General features: G+C 33.9%; 27 protein-coding genes. 16 read left to right on the plus strand and 11 right to left on the minus strand.

Features of this window, described 5'->3' with window-relative positions:
- Positions 1 to 217: 217 nt before the first annotated feature.
- From D0T85_RS18740 to D0T85_RS18815, 16 genes are all read left to right on the plus strand, one after another.
- A complete protein-coding gene (locus D0T85_RS18740) occupies positions 218 to 700 on the plus strand; it encodes a hypothetical protein (protein WP_163215059.1) in 483 nt (160 codons plus the stop codon).
- A gap of 211 nt (positions 701 to 911) precedes the next feature.
- The gene (locus tag D0T85_RS23250) at positions 912 to 1079 is read left to right on the plus strand and encodes a M15 family metallopeptidase (RefSeq protein WP_370460011.1); all 168 of its coding nucleotides are present in this window, start codon (positions 912 to 914) and stop codon (positions 1077 to 1079) included.
- Between the two features lie 104 nt (positions 1080 to 1183).
- A complete protein-coding gene (locus tag D0T85_RS18750; protein WP_163215061.1) occupies positions 1184 to 2221 on the plus strand; it encodes a hypothetical protein in 1038 nt (345 codons plus the stop codon).
- A 112-nt stretch (positions 2222 to 2333) separates the two neighbouring features.
- Positions 2334 to 2939 (plus strand): ankyrin repeat domain-containing protein, encoded by a 606-nt coding sequence (locus tag D0T85_RS18755; protein ID WP_163215062.1) that lies wholly within the window; start codon positions 2334 to 2336, stop codon positions 2937 to 2939.
- Positions 2890 to 3729, plus strand: coding sequence for a hypothetical protein (locus D0T85_RS18760; RefSeq protein WP_163215063.1), 840 nt, complete (start codon positions 2890 to 2892; stop codon positions 3727 to 3729). Before D0T85_RS18755 ends, D0T85_RS18760 begins: the two co-directional genes overlap by 50 nt.
- A gap of 8 nt (positions 3730 to 3737) precedes the next feature.
- Complete coding sequence (locus D0T85_RS18765) at positions 3738 to 4379, plus strand: hypothetical protein (protein WP_163215064.1); 642 nt, start codon at positions 3738 to 3740, stop codon at positions 4377 to 4379.
- Between the two features lie 134 nt (positions 4380 to 4513).
- The gene (locus tag D0T85_RS18770) at positions 4514 to 5044 is read left to right on the plus strand and encodes a hypothetical protein (protein ID WP_163215065.1); all 531 of its coding nucleotides are present in this window, start codon (positions 4514 to 4516) and stop codon (positions 5042 to 5044) included.
- A 198-nt stretch (positions 5045 to 5242) separates the two neighbouring features.
- On the plus strand, positions 5243 to 5557 hold the full coding sequence (locus tag D0T85_RS18775; protein WP_163215066.1) for a hypothetical protein: 315 nt from the start codon (positions 5243 to 5245) through the stop codon (positions 5555 to 5557).
- The gene (locus tag D0T85_RS18780) at positions 5554 to 5853 is read left to right on the plus strand and encodes a hypothetical protein (protein ID WP_163215067.1); all 300 of its coding nucleotides are present in this window, start codon (positions 5554 to 5556) and stop codon (positions 5851 to 5853) included. Before D0T85_RS18775 ends, D0T85_RS18780 begins: the two co-directional genes overlap by 4 nt.
- Before the next feature lie 106 nt (positions 5854 to 5959).
- Positions 5960 to 6214: a MafI family immunity protein gene (locus D0T85_RS18785; protein ID WP_163215068.1), complete on the plus strand. Its 255-nt coding sequence runs from the start codon at positions 5960 to 5962 to the stop codon at positions 6212 to 6214.
- A 153-nt stretch (positions 6215 to 6367) separates the two neighbouring features.
- Entirely contained in the window at positions 6368 to 6934 is a 567-nt protein-coding gene (locus D0T85_RS18790; RefSeq protein ID WP_163215069.1) for a hypothetical protein, read from the plus strand.
- A 26-nt stretch (positions 6935 to 6960) separates the two neighbouring features.
- The gene (locus tag D0T85_RS18795) at positions 6961 to 7359 is read left to right on the plus strand and encodes a D-Ala-D-Ala carboxypeptidase family metallohydrolase (RefSeq protein ID WP_163215070.1); all 399 of its coding nucleotides are present in this window, start codon (positions 6961 to 6963) and stop codon (positions 7357 to 7359) included.
- Between the two features lie 31 nt (positions 7360 to 7390).
- Positions 7391 to 7945 (plus strand): hypothetical protein, encoded by a 555-nt coding sequence (locus D0T85_RS18800; RefSeq protein WP_163215071.1) that lies wholly within the window; start codon positions 7391 to 7393, stop codon positions 7943 to 7945.
- A 77-nt stretch (positions 7946 to 8022) separates the two neighbouring features.
- Positions 8023 to 10176, plus strand: coding sequence for an AAA family ATPase (locus tag D0T85_RS18805; protein WP_163215086.1), 2154 nt, complete (start codon positions 8023 to 8025; stop codon positions 10174 to 10176).
- 12 nt (positions 10177 to 10188) lie between these two features.
- Positions 10189 to 11973: a DUF6057 family protein gene (locus D0T85_RS18810; protein ID WP_163215072.1), complete on the plus strand. Its 1785-nt coding sequence runs from the start codon at positions 10189 to 10191 to the stop codon at positions 11971 to 11973.
- A 12-nt stretch (positions 11974 to 11985) separates the two neighbouring features.
- Positions 11986 to 13428 carry a PD40 domain-containing protein gene (locus tag D0T85_RS18815; protein ID WP_163215073.1) on the plus strand — a complete coding sequence of 481 codons (1443 nt, stop codon included), beginning with the start codon at positions 11986 to 11988 and terminating at the stop codon, positions 13426 to 13428.
- A 5-nt stretch (positions 13429 to 13433) separates the two neighbouring features.
- Here D0T85_RS18815 and D0T85_RS18820 read toward each other — a convergent pair whose 3' ends face one another.
- From D0T85_RS18820 to D0T85_RS18870, 11 genes are all read right to left on the minus strand, one after another.
- Positions 13434 to 14324 carry an NAD(P)-dependent oxidoreductase gene (locus D0T85_RS18820; protein WP_163215074.1) on the minus strand — a complete coding sequence of 297 codons (891 nt, stop codon included), beginning with the start codon at positions 14322 to 14324 and terminating at the stop codon, positions 13434 to 13436.
- Between the two features lie 8 nt (positions 14325 to 14332).
- Positions 14333 to 14854: an occludin gene (locus D0T85_RS18825; RefSeq protein WP_163215075.1), complete on the minus strand. Its 522-nt coding sequence runs from the start codon at positions 14852 to 14854 to the stop codon at positions 14333 to 14335.
- Positions 14855 to 15045: 191 nt separating this feature from the next.
- A complete protein-coding gene (gene trxA / locus D0T85_RS18830; RefSeq protein WP_163215076.1) occupies positions 15046 to 15537 on the minus strand; it encodes a thioredoxin in 492 nt (163 codons plus the stop codon).
- A 14-nt stretch (positions 15538 to 15551) separates the two neighbouring features.
- Entirely contained in the window at positions 15552 to 15764 is a 213-nt protein-coding gene (locus tag D0T85_RS18835) for a hypothetical protein (RefSeq protein ID WP_163215077.1), read from the minus strand.
- 208 nt (positions 15765 to 15972) lie between these two features.
- Entirely contained in the window at positions 15973 to 16761 is a 789-nt protein-coding gene (locus tag D0T85_RS18840) for an N-acetylmuramoyl-L-alanine amidase-like domain-containing protein (RefSeq protein WP_163215078.1), read from the minus strand.
- Between the two features lie 20 nt (positions 16762 to 16781).
- Positions 16782 to 17603 (minus strand): alpha/beta hydrolase, encoded by an 822-nt coding sequence (locus D0T85_RS18845; RefSeq protein WP_163215079.1) that lies wholly within the window; start codon positions 17601 to 17603, stop codon positions 16782 to 16784.
- Between the two features lie 2 nt (positions 17604 to 17605).
- The gene (locus tag D0T85_RS18850; RefSeq protein WP_163215080.1) at positions 17606 to 19600 is read right to left on the minus strand and encodes an OPT family oligopeptide transporter; all 1995 of its coding nucleotides are present in this window, start codon (positions 19598 to 19600) and stop codon (positions 17606 to 17608) included.
- Between the two features lie 157 nt (positions 19601 to 19757).
- Positions 19758 to 20147, minus strand: a complete 390-nt coding sequence (locus tag D0T85_RS18855) for a DUF1573 domain-containing protein (protein ID WP_163215081.1) — start codon at positions 20145 to 20147, stop codon at positions 19758 to 19760.
- A 66-nt stretch (positions 20148 to 20213) separates the two neighbouring features.
- Positions 20214 to 20801, minus strand: a complete 588-nt coding sequence (locus tag D0T85_RS18860; RefSeq protein WP_163215082.1) for a DUF4923 family protein — start codon at positions 20799 to 20801, stop codon at positions 20214 to 20216.
- Positions 20801 to 21403 (minus strand): ribosome biogenesis GTP-binding protein YihA/YsxC, encoded by a 603-nt coding sequence (gene yihA / locus D0T85_RS18865; RefSeq protein WP_163215083.1) that lies wholly within the window; start codon positions 21401 to 21403, stop codon positions 20801 to 20803. Before yihA ends, D0T85_RS18860 begins: the two co-directional genes overlap by 1 nt.
- Positions 21393 to 22853, minus strand: coding sequence for a sodium:solute symporter (locus D0T85_RS18870; RefSeq protein ID WP_163215084.1), 1461 nt, complete (start codon positions 22851 to 22853; stop codon positions 21393 to 21395). Before D0T85_RS18870 ends, yihA begins: the two co-directional genes overlap by 11 nt.
- Positions 22854 to 23074 lie beyond the last annotated feature (221 nt).

The following is a 23074-nucleotide window of genomic DNA, read 5'->3' on the forward strand; positions in this document are numbered from 1 at the left end:
TATGACAAATATTGATGAACAATTAAAAAATGCAATAATCAATAATGATATCCGTTTTTTAGAGATTAACGAATCAAAATATGATATTGACCATAGATTATATGCCTTAAGCTATCCGGGAAATGATATATACTTTTTTTCTTACTAAAGGAGCGAATGTGAATTTGGTTCAATAATAGCCCGCATAGCTTGTTTTGGGTCTTAAATGGAGAATAATATGAAAAAAATTTATTCTATTTTGATACTTACATTACTATTCTCTTGTAGTAACAAAAACAATGAGAAGGTTATAAGCAGACATATAGATTCTGCTGTAAATGAATTATTAGATTCAGAAATAAGAAAAGGAGTAAAAACATTATCAGAATTAGAAGAAGTAAGGATATCTCAAATTTCAATAAACAAAAGCTGCTTCATATTAGAATCTTGGATAGATGAAATTTATTCTGATTCAATTGTATCTCTTACTTTTAATACTTGTAGATTAGGAATTCCTGAATCTTACAAAGGGGTTATTTATGTAGATGGATATAATGTGGCAATATTTGATCATTTTAATATTCTCACTCCTTACTATAATAGTGATAGTTTACACCAAATTCCATTTGAGAACTTTATATGTTATCCATTAAACTACATTATTGAATGCCCATATAATATTAAAAATGGTGTATTAAAGGAAGGTAGGTTAAAGAAATAGCTCATATTGTTATTAACATCCCAACAAAAAAACGGTTGGGATGTTTTCTTGACATTTAATTCAGTAATGAATTTGCATGACATAATAACAGCAATCAACAATTTCGAATCCTGCAATAAACTAACCGAAACAACCAACTGGCCCAAACTTATAAAAGCCCTATTCACCCCTCAAGGAACAGAATTTTGCATAAAGAACAAGTTTGCCAGCCTTGAACAGTTTCTATCCATTAAAAATTATTGCAAAGCATATTTGTAACATTGCTAAGGAATTGGATATTCCTGTTGCTTGGGGTGGTAATTGGAAGATGAGGGATTATCCGCATTTCGAATTGGATTTATTAAAGTGGAAAATGCCTGTAGGGCATTCATATCAATAGAAAATAATATCATGACACAACTCTTAATCCCCATAGGGGATTCATATACAATCAATATACTCAATACATTATATAATTATGAACATCTACTTAAATAAATAATTATGGAGATAAAAATTCTATTAATAACAACAGTTTTATTCTTTATGAGTTGCAACAATCAGAAACAATCTCATGAAGAGGATTTAATGAATGCAATTATTGAAGTTATTGATTCAAACGCATTTCCAGAGAAAATTATAGCAGTTATAAAAAGTGAGTTTGATTATGAAGATTATCATCTTTATCGCATACGTGGTTTTAGAGACTACATGACTCCAGATCCTTATCCTTATAAAATAAAAGAGATAAAAAATAAAATAGTTTTTTTCTATTTTTCTGAAGAGGAAGAATTGGCAGAAGAACCTGTTGATAAAATCATAGAAGAACATTACGACTATGATTATTATAATATAAATTCGAGTACTGCTTTCTTTTTTGTACAATGTAAAACTACAGGCAAGAAACTTCTTCATCATGCAGTTAATGAATATATGCAACCTTATGAAATTCCTGAAATAAGAGATTTTTCTTGTTCTTCTGGGTTGATAAAGAAACAGTCTATAGAAGTTATAACGGATTTTTTTAACATATATGCTTTGGATTATCAAGGGTTGGGAAGTGATACTATAAGTAAACATCCCAAAAGTATTGATTTAGTAGTATATGTTTATAATAGAACAGACAGCTGTTTGTTTTTTGATGGCCTGAATACTTCGTTTGGAAAATTTATGTTGATAAAAGGAAATGATACACTACAATTTAATCCATCTCTATACGGTGGTAGCCGTATTATTGATGATTCTACATTCGTGGAAGATCCGGAAAAGAGTTTAGAACTGCGAATTGAATCCGATGAAAATCTATCTTTTTTCAATAAAATAAATCCAAATCATTTCCATGAGGATTTAATTTCTTTGATTCGAGATTCTTTATATTACATTCCCAATCAGGAGTTTTATGAATCGTCTAATCATCAATGTATTTCTCCTAAAGGTAAAATTAAAGTTTTTACGGCTCCGATAACAGCGTATAGGTATACAACGCCTAACTATGTGTATGCATACGGAAATGGAAAGTTTTTATGGAAAGATAAAAGGTGATACAATCAGAAACAATCTCATGAAGAGGATTTAATGAATGCGATTATTGAAGTTATTGACTCAAACGCATTTCCAGAGAAAATTATAGCAGTTATAAAATAAAAGGAAAATTATGACAAATATTGATGAACAATTAAAAAATGCAATAATCAATAATGATATCCGTTTTTTAGAGATTAACGAATCAAAATATGATATTGACCATAGATTTATTGATGAAGATAATGATACATTATTATTATATGCCTTAAGCTATCCGGGAAATGATATATATACTTTTTTTCTTACTAAAGGAGCGAATGTGAATTTGGTTAACAACGAAGGAGAAGGAGCCATACATAGCATTGTTTATTCAGGCAAATCGGAAAGACTAAGAGATTTAATAAAGAAAAAGCCCCAAATATTGGATTCAATAAATCTCCAAACAAATAATGGAACAAGCCCTTTGCTTTTATCCGTTTTATTAGAATTATATGATGTTTTTCATGTTCTATTAGAAATGGGTAGTAATATAAATTTATCAGACAACGAAGGGAATACACCTATACATCCAGCTTGTTTTCTTGGTTATGAACCAATGGTTCGCAAATTAGTAGAGAGAGGGGCCAATCTACATGTAAAAACTCATAAAGGTAATTATCCCTTGGCATTAGCAATAAATGGCGATCATGAGGAAATTGCAAAATATTTATTTAAAAGGACTTATCAAAGGATATAAAAACGATTTAAGAAATGATGATATGAAATTTTATTGGATATTTTTTTATATTATGATGTTTACAGGAACATTAAAAGCCCAAGAGAATAAATGGGAATGTATCAAGAAAAAGTTAGATCCTTTTTGTTATAGAATTCTTTGGGATAATTATTTTTATTACTATTTTGATTTTCCTAAATCAATAGAATCGTTTATAGATTTTCAAAAGGATATGTACCAAGCATATCCTAATGATTTTGTAGAAAAGTGCAAAAATGAGAATTTAATGTTTTTAATAAACTACAAAGAAGAGATTGAATTTAGAGAAGAAGATGGTGAAATTAATTTGTGGTTAGATGAATTGCAATTGTTAAAAACAAACAAACTGTTTCATCCATGCGAAGTATTTGATATTTCTGAGTCTGTTAAAGAATATTATGATTGGATAAAAAAGTATGGACCACCTCGGTTTTTTAATAAAAAAAGTGAAGCTGTCATTCATACAGAGAAACTTGATTCCATTTTTTGTTCTGAAAATAATTATTTGAAAAATAAGTTTTTGATAGATGATGAATTTACATTACCTAAATCCATTATCAAGAATGAAATGTCAAATGAAGATGAAGAATGTGTTTTGTTTACGTTTTTCATCTATAAGAGAGATGATAACTTTTATTATTTATGTGATAATAAAAAGTTTGAATCAGAGTTGTTGTATTGGAACATATTGAAAAAGTACCTCGATGTGTTTTGTAAAAACAACGAGATTGAGAAAATCATATTTGCGTCACCAGAATTTTCTCATAAATAGATTGGAAAATGGGAATAAAATTAGAAAAAAGGTTTAAATTTTTAACCAATAATATTATGGTAGGTAAAGTTTTAAAGATATTTTTTTTATTCTTATGTTTTTGCTTTAATAGTTGTGTTAATAATAACAATTCTATAATAGGGTTGATTGATCTGCAAAAATGGGAAGATATAACTGTTAATACAATCGTTGACAAATTAAGATTAGATACAATTGTTTACTATAAAGAGGGCTCACCTCCGTTATCTCCTGAATATGGTGATAGTATATATACTTTTGAAAGTCTGTTTAGAAAAGATCTTTCATTAAGAAAAGAGTTTCTGAAACAGCTAAAAGAAAATCCGATATTTGAAACTGCTAAATACATATATATTCAAGAATCTTGTGGTTCAGGAGGTGCGGCATATATTAAGACTTTTGCTGTTTTCCAGAAGCGAGGAGTTAGATATGAATTTATATATAATACGGATAAACAATGTTTTGAAATTAATGAATATCATCCAGATTATAACTATGAAAATTTCATAGGAGATACGATCTTACATGAAATGGAACATGATTTATATTCTCAATTTAATATCATAACGCTTATTGATAAGGATAAAAAGAATTTCTTGACCTACAAATTGAAATATGCTTATTTTGATTGATCTATAGTGTTGAATTTGAAAATAGCTATCCAATAGGAAAGAAAAAGTTAGAAAAAGCTCGAATTGAAAGAGAAAGAATAAGAAAGAAATGGAATGAAACCTCTAAAACTAGTTTTTCAATATATTAAAATGTTATGAAGAAATATTACTTAGTTATTGCTACCTTTATTATATCCTTTTATGGCTGTAATGGTATATATGAGAAAGTTATAGAGAATCAGGAAGAATTGATAGAATTGAGTTCGTATAAAGATATTACGAATGATGATGATGACAGGCATTATTACGAATTAATAACCTATTCTTCTGATTATAAACAAAAAAATTGGTTCGTTTTTGAAAAGCATGAAGAAAATCCTGTTTCTTATTCTCTTATACATGCCGAAATAGAAATTCCCATGGATACTGTTATTGGTATAGATATGACCTCGGAACACTATGTAACAGAAATTCTCGACTATTATGAGAAGGTATCTAAGATTATAAGATCATACAAGATAAAGAGTTTAGTTGGCAAAAGAGATCAAAGTACCCCAAATCAGAAATTAAAAATTTATTTGGAAGGGGGAGGGGGAATGAAGTATTATCCTAATGGAATAAGTGAAGCTGAAATTGAAGACATCGATGGCTACAAAGACATGGGAGGCGGTTGGTATTGTTATTGATAAACTAGTCCTAACATAAGTTGAATATTTAACATCCCAACAGACGTTTTCTGTTGGGATGTTTCTAACTCTCGAATAAAATCATGAACATACACAATACTATAACAGTAGCTCATAAACTATAGCCATACGAGAAACTAACCGAAACAACCAATTGGGCCAAACTAATCCTTTATGAACACCATAAATAAAATATATATGGATATAAGAAAAGAAGTAAGTATAAAGAGAAAACTAATAAATATATTTTTACTAGAAATGCCTAGGAATATAGTAGACATTAGTTATGAATATAATGATGTAAGTTTGAACATCCAAATTGTTTTATTGGATAAAACTGATTTGGATAAAACTTATGAAAATATTCTAAGAGAAGAATTTGATCATTTTGTTGTAAATGTAACTATTCTTTATATAGCAAAGGATGCATTTAATAAAAATATTGGTGAATGGTTACCAAGTGAGTATAATTGGCTATCAAATGTTCTATATTCAAAAGCAGAAATAATATGAAAGAAGATTTTATTACGCAGGTACAAATATGCCAGCTTGCAGACTCTTTGATAAGAAATATTAATGATAACTTTTTGAATGTATCTTTTGATATTCTCGATGATGGCTTTATACAAATTAGAATTATATTGGAAAAGTACACAGATATAGAAGATGATTATATTAATGATATTGGAGGAGAATTCTCAGCTGTACAAGGCTCTAATATAGTGAAAAAAATAGAAGTGACAACATGTAAACAAGCTTCTCCACGAGGTTATGTTGTTTATAGCAGACTGAATTCTATCTTATCCTAACTATCCCAATTGTTTAATGCGTTGGTTATGAAGGAATAAAAATAAGGATTATTGCTACAGCAAATAATATAATAACCGCATTTCCAATAAAATAATTAAGATAATTATGAAGAAGAAAAAATTATTTGAACTTTTATTTAAAGAAGCTGACAAATTAGGATTACCACAAAAAGACCTTGATGGAGCTAAAGAGTTATTCGAATATAATGAACAGGGCTTAGCTTTAGATATTATTGTCACTCAATTATTCGAGTATCAAATACCCATAAATCAAGATTTTTTCAATTTGGTAAATGAAATAGCTATTAAAATGGAATGGTCTCCTGACTTATATTTATATATAAAGGAATTAATAAAGTAAATTCTCTTATTATTGAAGCTTTAAAAATTTAATTTGTATGGTACTTTTTACTATATAGCTTGGCTATTTTAACTTTCTCAATTTTTAAATAAGATTATGAATGAAATCGTCTGAAACATTATTTAGAGTTACATAAAGGGAAATATTAAACGTATGAAAAAAGGTAATTTGATATGTCTATTTTTTATTATACTAATAATAGGTTGTAATAATCAAAAAAAGAATCAGGAAGTGGATCTGGATTTTGAAGATGAATATATTGATATTCCATTTAAATACGATCCAAAAGATTCTGTTATAGTTTCTTTGAAAATTTATGAGCCAAAAGAAGATATGAAAATCATATTAGATTCTATTGTTCAAATAGTTTGCGAATGTTCTCGGATTGATTTGAGTAAAACTGATTTTGTTTTGAAATATGATACAATTTCCTGGAAGAAACCTGTTATGAGTATATCAACAACAGAAACTAGATTTTACCATAATCCAGCCATTGACAATGGAATCTTTTATCATGAAGGTTGCCGATTCTATTACGAAGGAATTATATTAAAATCTTTTTTTAAATTCACGGGGAACTATGAGAAAGTGAAAGCTGTTAACCCCGAAGTCTTTGAAATGTTAGGAATAGATGATTCACAGTTGTATTGGAGGTATGTTGTAGTTGATGAGCAATTATTGAATTATCACTATCTCAATTGCGATACTGTCTTACCCTAACGCTTTTATTATAAATCAATCACCCAATGAAATATTTTACCCTTCCGGAACTCTGTCGCAGTGCTACAGCCCGGAAATATAAAATAAACAACGAATGTTCTCTCGACCACATTCAAAAGCTAACCAGTTTAGTAACCAACGTACTCGATCCGCTTCGCGAAGCTTGGGGCAAACCCATATTCGTAAACAGTGGATATCGATCGCTTGCATTAAACAGGAAATTGAAAGGAGCACCAAACTCGCAGCATTTAACCGGCGAAGCAGCCGATATTACTGCCGGAAGCATTGCAGGTAATAAACAACTGTTTGAGCTGGTGCAATCATTAAATCTTCCGTTTGATCAGTTGATTGATGAGAAAGGATTCAGGTGGGTGCATGTTAGTTATAGGGAAAAGGGGAATAGAAGGCAGGTGTTGGTGTTGTAAAAGACATATTTGGAAAATTCAGGGAAAGCTTATGATTAAAAAAGTATTTGTATTTAATATAGCATTAATTTGCTCATTAATATTGAAAGGTCAAAATCCGTTCATTGACTCTATATGTTGTGACAGTCTGGATGTTGTTATAAAAAACATAAAAACGGATATACCATTTATACATTCCATATATAGAAATGACTCACTTTTAATAATATGTTGTGAGCCGGACTTCTATGTTTTCTCAGATAAAGAACAAACCTTCAATAAATACCATTTGATATACAGCTCTTTTTTTGCGGTTGATTGCATACAACAAATATCAATTGTGTTGAAAGATAATACAAATGTTACCTTTTTACCATTTATTACAGCATTCGATTATATGTGTCCTATAGAGGATGCTGTGTTTGATAAAGATTTTTATGTTTTAAATATTGACTATGGTAAAATAATAGGTTTTCCGTTGCTTGATAATTTATCGGTATATAAGAAAAGAAATGATGTTTCAGAAATGAAATCAATAGTAGTAAAGAGAGTAGTAAATGCCTATAAATTTAAAAAAGGAAAAGGAATAAAAGAGTCTACGGATTAAAAATAGTTTTAGTAAGTTATATTTTTCGTATCTTTGTCAGACTTTGAAAACCTATTTTTTAAAATACACGAAGTTTGATGCAAACAAACCCCGAAATAGAATTAGCCTGGCAATGTATTGAAAAAACCGGCTCTCACCTTTTTTTAACCGGTAAAGCCGGAACAGGTAAAACAACATTTTTACGTAAACTAAAAGAACTTTCTCCCAAACGGATGATTGTGGTAGCCCCTACAGGTATAGCCGCAATTAATGCCGGAGGGGTAACCATACATTCTTTTTTTCAGTTACCCTTTGCACCCTACATTCCCGAAACAACTTTTAATACAGGGAAAACAGTATATAAGTTTGGAAAGGATAAAATTAAAATAATCCGCAGCATTGATTTACTGGTTATTGATGAAATAAGTATGGTGCGGGCCGATTTACTTGATGCTGTAGATTCTGTTTTGCGCAGATATCGGGACAGACACAAGCCTTTTGGCGGGGTACAGCTTCTTCTTATTGGTGATTTGCAACAGCTGGCTCCTGTAGTAAAGGATGAGGAATGGACGTTGCTTAGCAAGTATTATACTACTCCTTACTTTTTTGGTAGTCTTGCACTTAAAGAAACAACATTTATTACTATTCAGTTAGAACATGTATACCGGCAAAGTGATACAAAATTCCTGACCCTTTTAAACCGGATACGTACCAATGATATAGATCAGGGATTGCTTGCCGAATTGAATCAACGATACATTCCGGGGTTTCAACCGAAAGACGATGAGGGCTACATAACACTTACCACACACAACTATCAGGCTCAACGAATAAACGATAGGTATTTATCGTTATTGCCTGGGCGTTCTGTTACGTACAAAGCCGAAATCAGTGGGTCATTTCCAGAAACAGCATATCCAGCTGATGTAGACCTTACTTTGAAACCCGGTGCACAGATTATGTTTATAAAGAATGATTTGTCGAACGAAAAACGGTACTATAATGGAAAAATAGGAGAGGTGCTTTCGGCAAACGGAGATCAGATACGCGTAAGAGGAAAAGGAGAATCGCACGACTTTCTGCTTGAAAAAGAAGAATGGACAAATAGTAAATATACTTTAAATGAACAGTCGAAAGAGATAGTCGAAGAAGTAGAAGGTACGTTTAAACAATATCCTGTAAAGTTGGCTTGGGCAATTACAATTCATAAAAGCCAGGGGCTGACTTTTGAACGTGCTATTATTGATGCGTCTATGTCTTTTACACATGGACAAACTTATGTTGCCCTTAGCCGGTGTAAAACGTTAGAGGGTATGGTGCTTGGCCAACCATTAACAAAAGATGCTGTTATTTGCGATGAAACAGTGAACACTTTTACACAGAATATGGAAAAAACGGTTCCGGATAAAAATCAGCTAAATAAACTTATGAAAGCTTATTGTTATGATTTGGTATGCGAACAGTTTGACTATTCTTTCATAACAAGGCGGTTCTCAGAAATAAAACGTCTTTTTGACGAACATTTCTATAAGCTTTATCCCAAGCAATTAGAAAAATACAAGGAACATTATCAACGGTATACAGAAGAGATAGAAAAGATATCCAGTCGCTTTCAGATGCAATATTCTACATTGATTGATGGCTCGGACGATTATGGCACTGATGAAAAACTTCAGGAACGTATAAAAGCAGGTGCCAAATATTTCTTGGATAAAACAAAAGAAATTGTGCATTCGCTTCTACGCGAAACAGTTGTTGATACGGACAATAAAGAACTTGGAAAAAAGTTTACCGAATCCTATGATGCACTTTATGAATTATTGATCGTGAAAATGGGAACATTAGAACATACTTTTAGCCAAGGTTTTAATGTAACAAGCTATCAAAAGAAAAAAGCATATATCTTATTATCTATTGCTGATAAAACCAAAACCAATAGTAAAAAGCAAAAAAAGAAATCACAATCGCAATCGCAACCAGAGAAAGTAACTGTATCTGCCGATATATTACATCCGGAACTGTATGCGCGTTTGGTGCGTTGGCGAAAAGCCCAGATTGTGCGAACTAACCTTCCGGCCTATGTTATTTTGCAGCAAAAAGCATTGATGGGTGTAACCAATCTTTTACCTCTTACAGAAGATGAATTGGAAAGAATACCATACCTTGGAAAGAAGGGTGTTGAAAAATACGGAGAAGCTCTTATTGCAATAGTTGCAGGGTATGTAAAAGAATATAGTATACAAAAGAGTTAATATGAAAATGCTATGAATACACAATGGAAAATCTCATTATATAAGTGGACTTGTTATGTGTGCACTTTCTGTTTTGCACTTTTTGCTTTATATTGGATTTATGATTTTCATAAATATCAATTAATTGCTTTTCAGGAAGAAACTCAATTGTTCAGAACAGATCAGTCGTACTTATTTCATTATTTATCCATTCCGGGAGGGATATCCCGATATATTGGAAATTTTATTACGCAATATTATCAAAACCTGTTTGTAGGTTCTGTTATTCTAACACTGCTACTATTGCTGATGTTTATAATAATAATGAAATACAGCAAACGGTTGGGGAATGTTTATGCTGTTTTTATTTACCCTTTTATAGCTTATATACTATTACTGTTCTGGGTAACTGATCCTGATGTGCGACTGGGTGAGGTTTTGGGCATCTGTTTTACACTGCTTTCGTTTTGGTGTTATACAACTTTATCCGGAAAACACAGTTGGTTGCTGGGAATGGTTCTTTCTTTTGTTGTTTACTTTATTGCAGGAGGTCATTTTCTGCTTTTTCTAATGCTGTTGTTAATACATGCATTCGCCAATAAGCCTAAAGCATCCCACATTTTATGTACACTGCTGTGTGCTTTTGCAGTGCCATATCTGGCATATTTGTTTATTTATACAGTTACCTTAAAAGAAGCTTTTTTTGCATTAACCCCCTTTGAATCAAGTAGAGATAATACTATATATAAAATACTGTGGTTTTACATTCCTCTTTGTTTTTTAATATGCAGCTTATCGACACGTAAGAAGAAAAATAATCAGAAAATAGTATTCTGGAATGCAGTGTATGTATTAGCTATCATAGGCATAACCTTTGGTTGCATGTATAAAAAAGCAAACCCGGCAATAGAACATATTGCTGCAATGACCTATCATGTAGAAAAAGGTAATTGGGAAAATGTGCTTACATTGTCTCGTAAAGAAGAAAATAAGGAAAATGCATTGAAATACTACTATACCAATATTGCACTTTCCGAACAAGGATTGTTGTTGGAACAATTATTAAAATATCCGCAAATAGGACAAGCCGGATTATTTGTTAAGCGAACGCTGGCAGCCGATTTATTATATGCGCAGGGAGAACTGTATTATAGGCTAGGCTACTTATCAGCCGCCGAACAGGGAACTTATGAGGCATTGGTTAGTAATCGGTACGAATACGGTTCTAAAGCTTTAAAACGTTTGGTCGAAATTAATCTGTTGCAGCAGAATAAACAGGAGTTTAGAAAATATATTGGATTATTTAAAAACTCGCCCATCTATACAAATTGGGCTGTTGAACAGGAGAATAGATTTAATGAGATGCCGCCATATAAAAAGCAAACAGAAAGGTTTATGAACTATGGCAAACACGAAACCAATTTAACTGCTTTATTGAAGAATTGTCCATCGGATAAAAAAACATTTGAATACCTTATTGCTTCTTTACTGTTACAAAAAGAACTACGAACTTTTTTAGTAGCCATGGACCGTTATGCAAAAGATATGAATTACGATGTTTATCCACGTTATATTCAAGAAGCTTTGGTACTTTGTTTTCATAACATTGAGGGGCACGATGATCTTTTAGAAAAGTATACTATTGATGAAACAACAAACAATTTGTACCGGTTTTATGCTACTGAGTTGCAGGATATGAATAAATCTGCTGCTTATAAAGAAAATTTCAAGAATAACTTTGAAGATACTTATTGGTATTATTATCAATATGGTAAATCCATACCTTTGGAAGAAACAAAAGCAAAGGGAATATACTAAAAATATGGTTTTATGAAATACGCTATTTATTTATCGCTGTTGTTGCTGGTAGCATGCCACAATGTTTCTATACCATCTTATGTAGAAACAAACAAATATGCCATTATATATCCAGGTTATGAAGGCACTTATATACCTTATAACATTGCACCGTTAAATTTCCGTGTTGATGAAGAAGCAAATACTTTTCTTCTTCGTTTGGTAGCAGGAAAAGATTCGTTTGAAGTACAAACCAAACAAAACTTTGATATTCCACTTAAAAAATGGAAAAAGCTATTAGCAACCAATAAAGGGCAGAAATTATACCTGAAGTTGTTTGCTTTGAAAGAAAACTCATGGTACAAATACAAAGATATTGAATTTACAATTTCGGCCGATGCTATTGACCCTTATTTGGCTTATCGTTTAATAGAACCCGGGTATGAGGTATGGGGAGAAATGGGGATTTATCAGCGTTGTTTAGAAACATTTTGTGAAACTCCTATTTTAGAGAATTCACTAACAGATGGTAGTTGTATGAATTGTCATTCATTTAGAAACAATGATCCTACTACCATGACTTTTCATATACGAGGACAACATGCCGGAACCATTTTTGTGAAAAACGATGATGCTTATAAAGTAAATACTAAATCAAAATCAGCTATTTCGGCAGGAGTATATCCTCGTTGGCATAAAGATGGAAGGTATGTAGCTTTTTCTAATAATGCTACTAGCCAAAGTTTTTGGATAGATCATCCTAATAAAGTAGAAGTATTTGATGTTGAATCGGATATTTCTATTTATGACACCCGTACAAACAGGATGATAGCTAATAGCTTATTAAATTCCAAAGGCAGTTTTGAAACGTTTCCCGAATGGTCGCCTACTGGTGATTATCTATACTTTTGTAGTGCCCGGTTTACCAATATGCCTGCCAATTACGAAAATATAAAATACGATTTGTTACGAGGTGCGTTTAATACTGAAACAGCAACAGTATCTGCTATAGATACGTTGGTGTCGTCTGCAGTAACAAATAAAAGTGTATCTATGCCACGTGTTTCTCCCGATGGCAGATATGTTTTGTTCTGTATGGCCGATTATGGAACTTTTCCTATTTGGCACAAAGAAAACGATCTTTACACGCTCGATCTTCAAACCGGCGATATAACAAATCTAACCGAGGTTAATAGCGAAGATAGTGATAGTTATCATTCCTGGTCTTCGAATGGTAGATGGATTGTGTTTGCTAGCCGCAGAATGGACGGTAGGTATACACGCCCTTATATTGCGTATTTCGACGAGAAAGGACGTGCACATAAGCCTTTTGTAGTACCACAAAGTAATCCGGGTCATTATGATTTGTTACTCAAATCGTATAATATACCCGAATTTATGATTGATAAGGTGAGAATATCACCTCATGAATTGGAGAAAGTAGTGAAAGGTGAAGCCAAACGATTAGTGGAGTAATTCTTTTAAAACATCTCCTCTAATCCTTCTTCCAACCTATGTGGTGTATATCCAAGTTCGTGAGTTGCCTTTTCAATACTCAATCCACTGAAGCGGGGGCGGGGAGTTGCCTCTTTCATCTGTTCTGTAGTGACAGGAATTATCAGTGATTTATCCAGTCCCAGAAAGTTTGCTACCCGATTAGCTATCATAGCTATTGTTATACATTCAGGACCGCAGATGTGGAAAATGCCATTCTGATTGTGATTGAAAAGTTTTTCAATACCAAGCGAAATATCTCCAACATAAGTGGGGGTTCTCCACTGGTCCGATACCACTTGTATTTGCTCGCCGGCTTTTAGTTTGTTGGCTACCAATTGCACAATGTTGCCATGTTGGCCCGGAAGTGGAGCACCATAAACTACAACTACACGTACAATGGCATAGTTACTGCAAATAGATTCAATTTGCTTTTCACTTTCCCATTTGGTTATACCGTAATAATTAACGGGGTTGGGTGTATCAGTTTCGGTATATAAAGTGTTCGTATCTCCATCGAATACAAAATCTGTAGAAAGATGGATTAGCTTACTGTTATATTTTTCACAATACTGGGCAATATGTTCTACTGCTGTAACGTTTGTTGCCCATGCTTCTTCACGATGTGCTTCACAATAATCGGGAGCAGACAAAGCAGAGGTGTTGATAACTATATCCGGTTGCGTCTTTTCAAAAAGGTTGCTGATTTGTTGCTCATCTCGTATATCTGCCTGAACAAAACAATAACCGGAGGAAGGAGAGAGATCCTTGTTTAATGAACTTCCGGTTACATTATAAAGGTTGGTTTTTGCAGATAAGTCAATGAGCATTCTACGTCCGGTGAAACCATTAGCACCGATAATAAGGATTTTTTGCATATTATTAATTAAGGTAAATAAGGATTTCGTTCTCTGCGTACATCTAATCGTATGCCAAACCCATTATTGAATTTTACTTCCATACCACCAACAAATTTATTTTTATCCCATGGTAGGGCACTTCTGTCGGGAACACGATATCCATCCATGTTATATTGTCCGTAAAGCGTTATTCGGGTGTCGTTTTTCAATCGGAAAGTACTAATTTGCAACTGTTCTGTGCCTGAACTAAAACCCAATGAAGAAAATCTAGGATATGAAGTGTATAACATATTACCCTGAGTAACTGTCCATTTGGGATCAAGTTGAAAAATAGAATTGTAGTTTTTACTTATATCCGGGCCAAAAACAAACTCATGTGTTATTTGGGGCAATTGTGGCGTTTTCAATAAATTCATGTCAATAAGGAAATCACCAAATTGAATATGGTTTTCCGGTTGAAATCGTATACTGTCCGAAGGAACTTCGGATTGAGCTGAAACTGTCCCAGCAAAGCATATTAGTGATAATATAAAAACGAGTCTCTTCATTTTTTCGTCAATTGGATACATTCGGCATCAAAAGTACTAAGTTTTAATATTTTAACCGCAGAGTTTCGCGGATTAACGCGGAGTTTTTAATTTCTATGCAACATTGAATTTTAAACTCTGCGAAACTCTGTGTACTCTGCGGTTAAAAAATCAGAACTTAACAGCCCTGCCTATATGGGAAGGCCAGACGGTTATTCCTTTAACAGAATATCATTAATCGCTTGAACAAAAGTTGCTTTCGGCATAGCACCATTAGCCATTTGTGGTTTATCCTTCATTGGAACAAACAATAGGGTAGGGATACTGCGTATGCCAAATGCACTGGCCAATTCTTTTTCTTTATCTACATTGATTTTATAGATATATATTTGCCCATCGTACTCTTCGGCTAATTCTTCCAGAATGGGAGCAATTGTTTTACATGGTCCACACCAATCGGCATAAAAATCAATAATGGCAGGTTTGTCACCCAGGTATTTCCAGCTTTCGGGAGATTCTTCATAATTAGCTACTTTAGCTAAAAAATCAGCTTTGGTTAAATGTATTGTTTTCATTTTATTATCTTTTTTTTGTTGCTGAGACATTTCTGTTTTCTCAGATTTCTCATTGTCTTTTACTTTATTGTTAGCACATGATGTACCAACAATCATTATACTCACTAATACTAATGTTATTTTTTTCATTTAGGTAAATGTTATTACTCAGAAGGTTTACTCTCCTGAAAAGCATTAAAAACTACTGCTCCTAAAATAGCTCCCCAAATTGTTGTTGCTATTGGCGAAGAAGTAATTGGGCAACTTCCTGTTTGGCATCCTATATAATACCAAAATAAAAAACCTCCCATAGCTCCTGCCATTGTTCCAAGCAAAGTGAGACTATTTCTCTTTATCACTTTCTTTATCTTGTTCATAATTTACTCTTTTTTAGTTTCATTTTCCAAAATAACAAATTTCCATTGGAAAGTGTTTTATGAAATGATAAAGAATATATGTATCATTATGAACATTTAATTGATATTCTCAATATCGATGTAGATTTCCGGATTTAAAAAACAAGGAGTAAGAATACCACATCATATAGATTCCTACTCCTTATTTCTTAATTATGAATTTAGATTGTTATTTCTTCATTCGTAATACCCGGATACCCGTTATATGTTTATCGCGATCCAACTGTTTGTATAATGCAACTTGATCAACAATTACTTTTTTGTCGCGTGAAGAAGCATGTATCAGATGGAGATTACCTTTCAGGTAAATAGCAATACCCATGTGGCTGATATCTAATCCGGAAGTATTGGTGGTAAAAGCTATGATATCGCCGTTCTTGATCCAGGGAAAACCATCTTGCGGAAGTTTTTCTTTAGGAATATAGCTCACTTTTTGTCCGGAGATTTGTTTTTCGATCTGTGACATTTTAGCTACATTCTCGGGTGAGTTAGCCAAGTGTTTGTAACGATCGGGATGTGTAGACATGTAGTTTACAAATACAGGAATAACATCCTTGCTTTTTGATGCTGTAACATCTTCAATGGTTCCTTTCTTAATGTTATCGCTCACCCATTCGGTTATATAATGAAGGCGTGAAGTATAACCATCAATCTTTCCATTGCGGTAACGGATTTTTTCAAGATTTGTAGCAAAGTCACTTTCCATCATGTCATCACCTTGTTCATCGCAGAGAGCCATTGCCAGAACGTATTCAACAAAGGTTGTACAATCAACCTCGTCGGCGTTTACTATAAGCTCTTCGTTATTTGTAACATCCAATGTGTTTGCTGCATAAGGAGTATTTAAGAATAGTAAAGCGTTACTTAACATCGGATTAGCTTCCACAGTTACATCTTGTGCAATGGTATAGGTGGTGAGTGCACAAATTGCAAAAGCAGATAGAATGATTTTTTTCATAATTCTCTCATTTATTGTTATTAATTGATTATTTCTTCTCTCAACCACTTTTCCAATTCACCTGTCCATTGACGTTTGTAGATGAAATTATCGCGGAATCCCCATCCATGACCACCGATAGGGTAAGTATGGAAAGCGGCCGAAACATTGTTTTTTACTAATGCCATATAATAGTTTACTCCATTTGCAACAGGTACTGCTCCATCGTTAGAAGAAAATATTATAAATGCTTTAGGGGTTTCGGGAGTAACCTGTAATTCATTAGAAAACTTTTTAACCAGTTCTTCAGTAGGATTTTCACCTAACAGATTATTTCGTGAACCTTGATGGGTATAACCTTTATCCATGGTGATAACCGGGTACATAAGAATCTGGAAATCAGGACGGGTTTCTTTGCTGCTATAATGAGTAGCAAGTGTAGAAGCCAAATGTCCACCAGCTGATGCCCCCATAATACCTACTTTATTTGGATTGATGTTCCATGCTTCTGCATTTTTACGTGCAATCCGTATTGCTTGTTCGGCATCCGATAATGGCACTTCATAGTTACCATTTGGCATCCGGTATTTTAAAATAATATAAGTGATTCCTTGTGCATTGAACCAAGCGGCCATATCATGTCCTTCGTGATTCATTGCCAGATGGGAATATCCACCGCCGGGGCATATAATGATAGTGGGGCTATTAGCCTGTGCCGATTTATAAACTGTTAATATGGGCTGTTGTTCACTATCTGCCAGTCCGTTGCTATTAGGCAATCCGTCTGGCCAGAGAGGTACTTCGGTTTGTGCTCCTACGTTTACAGCTATACACATCATTAAAGCGAATAATACTTTTCTCATACTTATTTAGTTTTCATGCTGGCTTTTATAAAGTACCCAATCAACAGAGTATATGCAACCAATGCAAGAGCTTCCGACCATGAGTTAGCAAGCCATGTTTTATTAACCAGGTCTAATCCGGCAAAGCGTAAACCTGCACTAACAACACCCATCAATGCACCTCCAGCAATAAATCCGGAAGCAATCAGTGTGCCTTTTTCACCTCGCATTATATTTATAGACTGATCTTTGCTACGAGTTGTTACATACCAGTTAATAGCTCCACCTACAACTAAAGGAACATTCAGTTCAAGTGGAATGAACATACCTAATGCAAAAGCAAGTGCCGGAACTTTAAATAGTGTAAGGATGATAGCAAGTATAGCACCAATACCATACAACAACCAAGGAGCACCTACACCACTCATTAATGGTTCGATAACTGCTGCCATTGCATTAGCTTGTGGCGCAACAAGGGCATCCTCGCCTACAAATCCATATGTTTTATTAAGAATGATCATAACACCTCCTACTGTTGCTGCAGATACAACTGTACCAAGGAATTTCCATGCTTCCTGTTTGGCAGGAGTGGTACCAAGCCAATAACCAATTTTTAAGTCGGTAATGAATCCACCGGCCATTGATAGGGCTGTACAAACTACACCTCCCATAACCAGTGCGGCAACCATACCGCTTGTACCTTTTAATCCTACAGAAACCATAACAACAGAGGCAAGGATTAAGGTCATAAGAGTCATTCCCGAAACTGGATTGGTTCCAACAATTGCAATCGCATTGGCTGCTACAGTAGTGAATAAAAATGCAATGATAGCTACAAGCAAAATAGCAACAGCTGTATGTAGTATATTGCCTTGCATAACATCGAAATAGAAGAATAATGTGATAAGTATTAAGGTAATGATTGATCCTATCGCAATAATTTTCATGGATAAATCTCGTTCAGTACGTTTAACACTAGTCATTGCAGATGATTTGCCTCCCATTTCTTTGGCAGCTAAACCAACAGCACTTTTTATTATTCCCCATGATTTAATGATACCAATAATACCTGCCATGGCAATACCACCAATACCTATACTCTTTGCATAATTATTAAAGATAGCTTCGGGCGACATATCACCAACTGCTGTTGTTATGGCAGGGTTCCACATATTGAGTGTGGCGTCTCCCCAGAAAAGAGATATACCCGGAACAATAATCCACCATACAGCCAATGAACCAGCACAAATAATAGCAGCGTATTTTAATCCTACAATGTATCCTAAACCAAGTACAGCAGCACCAGTATTAACTTTGAATACCAGTTTGGCTTTTTCTGCCAGCATTTCTCCAGCCGGAATAACACGTGTGGTAAAAGTTTCGTTCCACCAACCAAAAGTAGCAACTATAAAATCATATAAACCGCCTACTAACCCGGCTAATAATAAAGGTTTAGCTTGGTTTCCACCTTTTGCACCCGATACAAGAACTTGTGTTGTAGCAGTTGCCTCAGGGAAAGGATATTTTCCATGCATGTCTTGCACAAAATATTTGCGGAAAGGAATGAGGAAGAGAATTCCTAATACACCTCCTAACAGTGAGCTAATGAATACTTGGGTAAAGGTTACAGTTATTTCGCTAGGATATTTGGTTTGAAGTATATATAGTGCAGGGAGTGTAAAGATTGCACCTGCTACAATTACTCCTGAACTTGCACCAATGGATTGAATAATCACATTCTCGCCAAGGGCATTTTTACGTTTGGCAGCAGACGAAACTCCTACAGCAATAATTGCAATAGGTATAGCTGCTTCAAAAACTTGTCCTACCTTTAAGCCCAGATAGGCTGCCGCAGCCGAAAATAATACTGCCATTGCTAACCCCCAAAGTATGGACCATAAGTTAACTTCGGAATATTTTTTATCAGGACTCATTAATGGATTGTACACTTCACCTGGCTTGAGTTCCCGGAATGCGTTTTCCGGTAGACCAGTGAATTTTTCTTCTTCGTGTCTCATATTATATTGAATTTTATTTCAAATAAGATTATTTATGAGGAATATTACTGCATATTTATTGTATATGCAGTCTAATTTGCAATTTGGGCTCAAAGAAAGCAAAAAAAAAGGAGAATCCGAAAGATTCTCCTTATGTTGTTATTCGTTTTAAAGCTAATTATTTTTTAGCAGTCATATCACCTTCGATATACAAACGCATCATTTCTGTTTTTGAATTGGTGCGTAATGTAATTGATTTTTTAAAATGTCCAGGGTAACGACCTGCACCATTATAAGTTACTTTAATTGTTCCTTTTTTGCCAGGTAAGATTGGTTCCTTGGTGTAGTCGGGTACAGTGCATCCACAAGAAGCAATGGCTTGATGAATAACCAATGGAGCATCTCCTATATTTGTAAATACAAATTCGTAACTAACAACAGGGTCGTTTTCTGAAAATGTACCAAAATCGTGCGTGGTGGTTTCAAATTTAATTTCTGGTCCTGATTGTGCAAATGTGTAATTGATACCTAGTGTCAATACCACAACTAAAAACAATATTTTTTTCATTTTAGGTTTTTGTTTAATACTTTACAAAGGTAAATCTTTTTTTTAAGGTATGCCTAAAGTGTACTGTTATTTTTTCTTTAACTCCAGTCCTACCATCATTCCTTCGTACGAATTGGCTAGTGTTGCAATGGCTTTTAATGTAGCGTTGTTGCTCTGTTGACTAAAGTAGTTAAGCAACAATAACAATTTATCGGCATCAAATAAAACAGTCATTTTGTTATTTGCATTTTTAACCTGAGCATCCAATGTGAAAAAGCCGGCAAAAATAAATGATGCACTTTTCGTTTCAGAGTTGTATGAATATGTACCTCTGAATGGACGGTTATTTACTGTTCCTGCAAATATATTATTCGCATTGAAAGTAAAACCAGCCAACCCTGATTTAACACCGAAACTTGCTAATTGTTCATCTAGTTTTGTTTTTAGCTGTGTGGCAGCAATAGCACCACCGGCTTTTTTAAGAAGATTATCCGATTTAAATTCAATAGCCGAACCTGTGTAAGTCCATTCGCCAACAATGGTTGTATTGTTACTTTGGGTGGTTTCGGTGGAGTTCGTAACCTTATCAAGCAAATCTTTTAAAGACTGTGCCTGAGCATCAGTAACTAATAATAAGCTACAGGCAATCAATACTATTAATTGATATCTTTTCATTATGAATTTATTTCTTTGTTAATATCTTCAATGTATTTTAGAATCTCATCTCTTCCTGTTCTGTCTTCAGCAGAAGATACAAAGTAAGGTGGTAATTCTTCCCATTGTTCTTTTAGCGCATGAAGATACGCATTTATTTGCGAACGCAATTTACCTGACTTCAGTTTATCGGCTTTAGTGAAGACAATTGAAAAAGGAATTCCATTCTCTCCAAGCCATTCCATAAATTCCAAATCAATTTTCTGGGGCTCTAGTCTACTATCAATAAGTAGGAACAGGTTCGTCATTTGTTCCCTTTCAAGAATATAGTTCTCAATGATTTGTTTTATTTGTTCCTGTCCTTTCTGACCTCTTTTGGCATAACCATATCCAGGTAAATCTACCAGATACCAGTTATTATTTATCAAAAAATGATTGATAAGCATTGTTTTTCCGGGAGTAGCCGATGTCATAGCAAGCCCTCTACGGTTGGTAAGCATATTAATCAAACTGGATTTCCCAACGTTTGATCTTCCGATAAATGCATATTCAGGCATGTTTCCTGTTGGACATTTGCTTAAATCGGTGTTACTAATGACAAATTCAGCAGATTTAATTTCCATGGTTTAAAGAATTTTGTTGTTTATAAGATAAAATGTATAGTCCGGCAAAGGTAAGCAATCCGTTTATCATAAGCATCTCATAGCCAAATTTATAAGATGTATTAGTGCGAACCACCCAGTCGGCCAGATAACAAATAACGGGCGATGCTATGGCGATGTATGGTACCCATTTGTCTTTTGTTTGTCGTTTTGTAAAAAGGCCAAAGGCAAACATACCTAATAATGGGCCATACGTATAAGATGCAATAATATAAATAGCATCAATGATACTATTGTTGTTTACTGCACGAAAAAAACAGATGAAAACGATTAGGATAACAGACATATAAAGATGTACTTTCTGTCGTTTTCTACGGGCTATCTCTTCCGGATATTTTTCTGTTTCCAGTATATCTACACAGAAGCTGGTAGTCATTGAAGTTAATGCCGAATCGGAGTTACTGAATGCAGCAGCAATAATACCTATGGTAAAGAGTACAAGAACAGCTTGACCCAAATGACCTTCGCTGGCTAACATTGGTAAAATATCATCGTTAACCGGTGGTAGATTAATGTCGGGTTGTTCTCCGAGAATTAGTAATAAAATACCCATGCACAAAAAAAGAAAGTTTAAAGGAATAAAGGCGAAACCATACCAATACATGTTTTTTTGTGCATCTTTCAAGTTACGGCAAGTAAGGTTTTTTTGCATCATGTCCTGATCTAAACCAGTCATCACAATCACAATAAAAATACCACTAATGAATTGTTTAAAGAAATTTTGGCGAGAGATCCAACTATCAAAAACAAAAATACGTGAATGCTCATTATCGCGAATAGCTTGAACCATTTCTCCGAAATTAAGATTCAACCGGCTTGAGATAGAGATTATGATAAATAGTAAAGCCAGAACAATACACATTGTTTGTAGGGTGTCTGTCCATACAATGGTTTTGATACCATTTTTTTGTGTATATATCCAAACAAGGGCAACAGCTCCGGTAGCTATAACCCAGAAAGGTATATTAAAATCGATAAAAACATAATTGTATAAAATGAGGCAAACCAAGTATAATTTGGCTGCCGTACCTAGCATTCGGGAAAGTAGAAAAAACAATGATCCTGTGCGATAGGAGCGTGTACCCAGTCTTTTACCCAAATAGGTATAAATACTTGTTAAATTGAGCTTATAATATAATGGCAGCAGTACATGGGCTACAAAAATATAACCGAAAAAAAATCCGGTAACTGTTTGCATATAGGTCATATCCATGCTTCGCACCATTCCTGGAACAGAAACAAAAGTAACACCGGATATAGAGGCACCTATCATTCCGAAGGCTACCAAATACCAGGGTGATTTATTGTTGGCCTTGAAGAAAGCGGCATTTGAACCGCCTTTACGACCTGTAATGCGGGCTATTAATAAAAGAATACTGAAATAGCAGATAATGGTAACAAGTATTATCATGTAGTGTTTTTTGGGAAAAGAAAAATCCCAAAGCGCTGAATTACAGTTCTTTGGGATTTAATTGGCGGTATGGACGGGTACACCACCCAAAACCGTTATTAGCCTATATATCAAATCATTGTAACATATCATAACCCCTATGGGGTACGAGTTAGGGATGAAACTCATTAACTCGCTGGTATTTAATATTTTAGCTCCAAAAAGGATTTTTACCCCTTTTA

This window comes from Bacteroides sp. 519 (assembly GCF_010500955.1).
Taxonomy (GTDB): Bacteria; Bacteroidota; Bacteroidia; order Bacteroidales; family Bacteroidaceae; genus Bacteroides.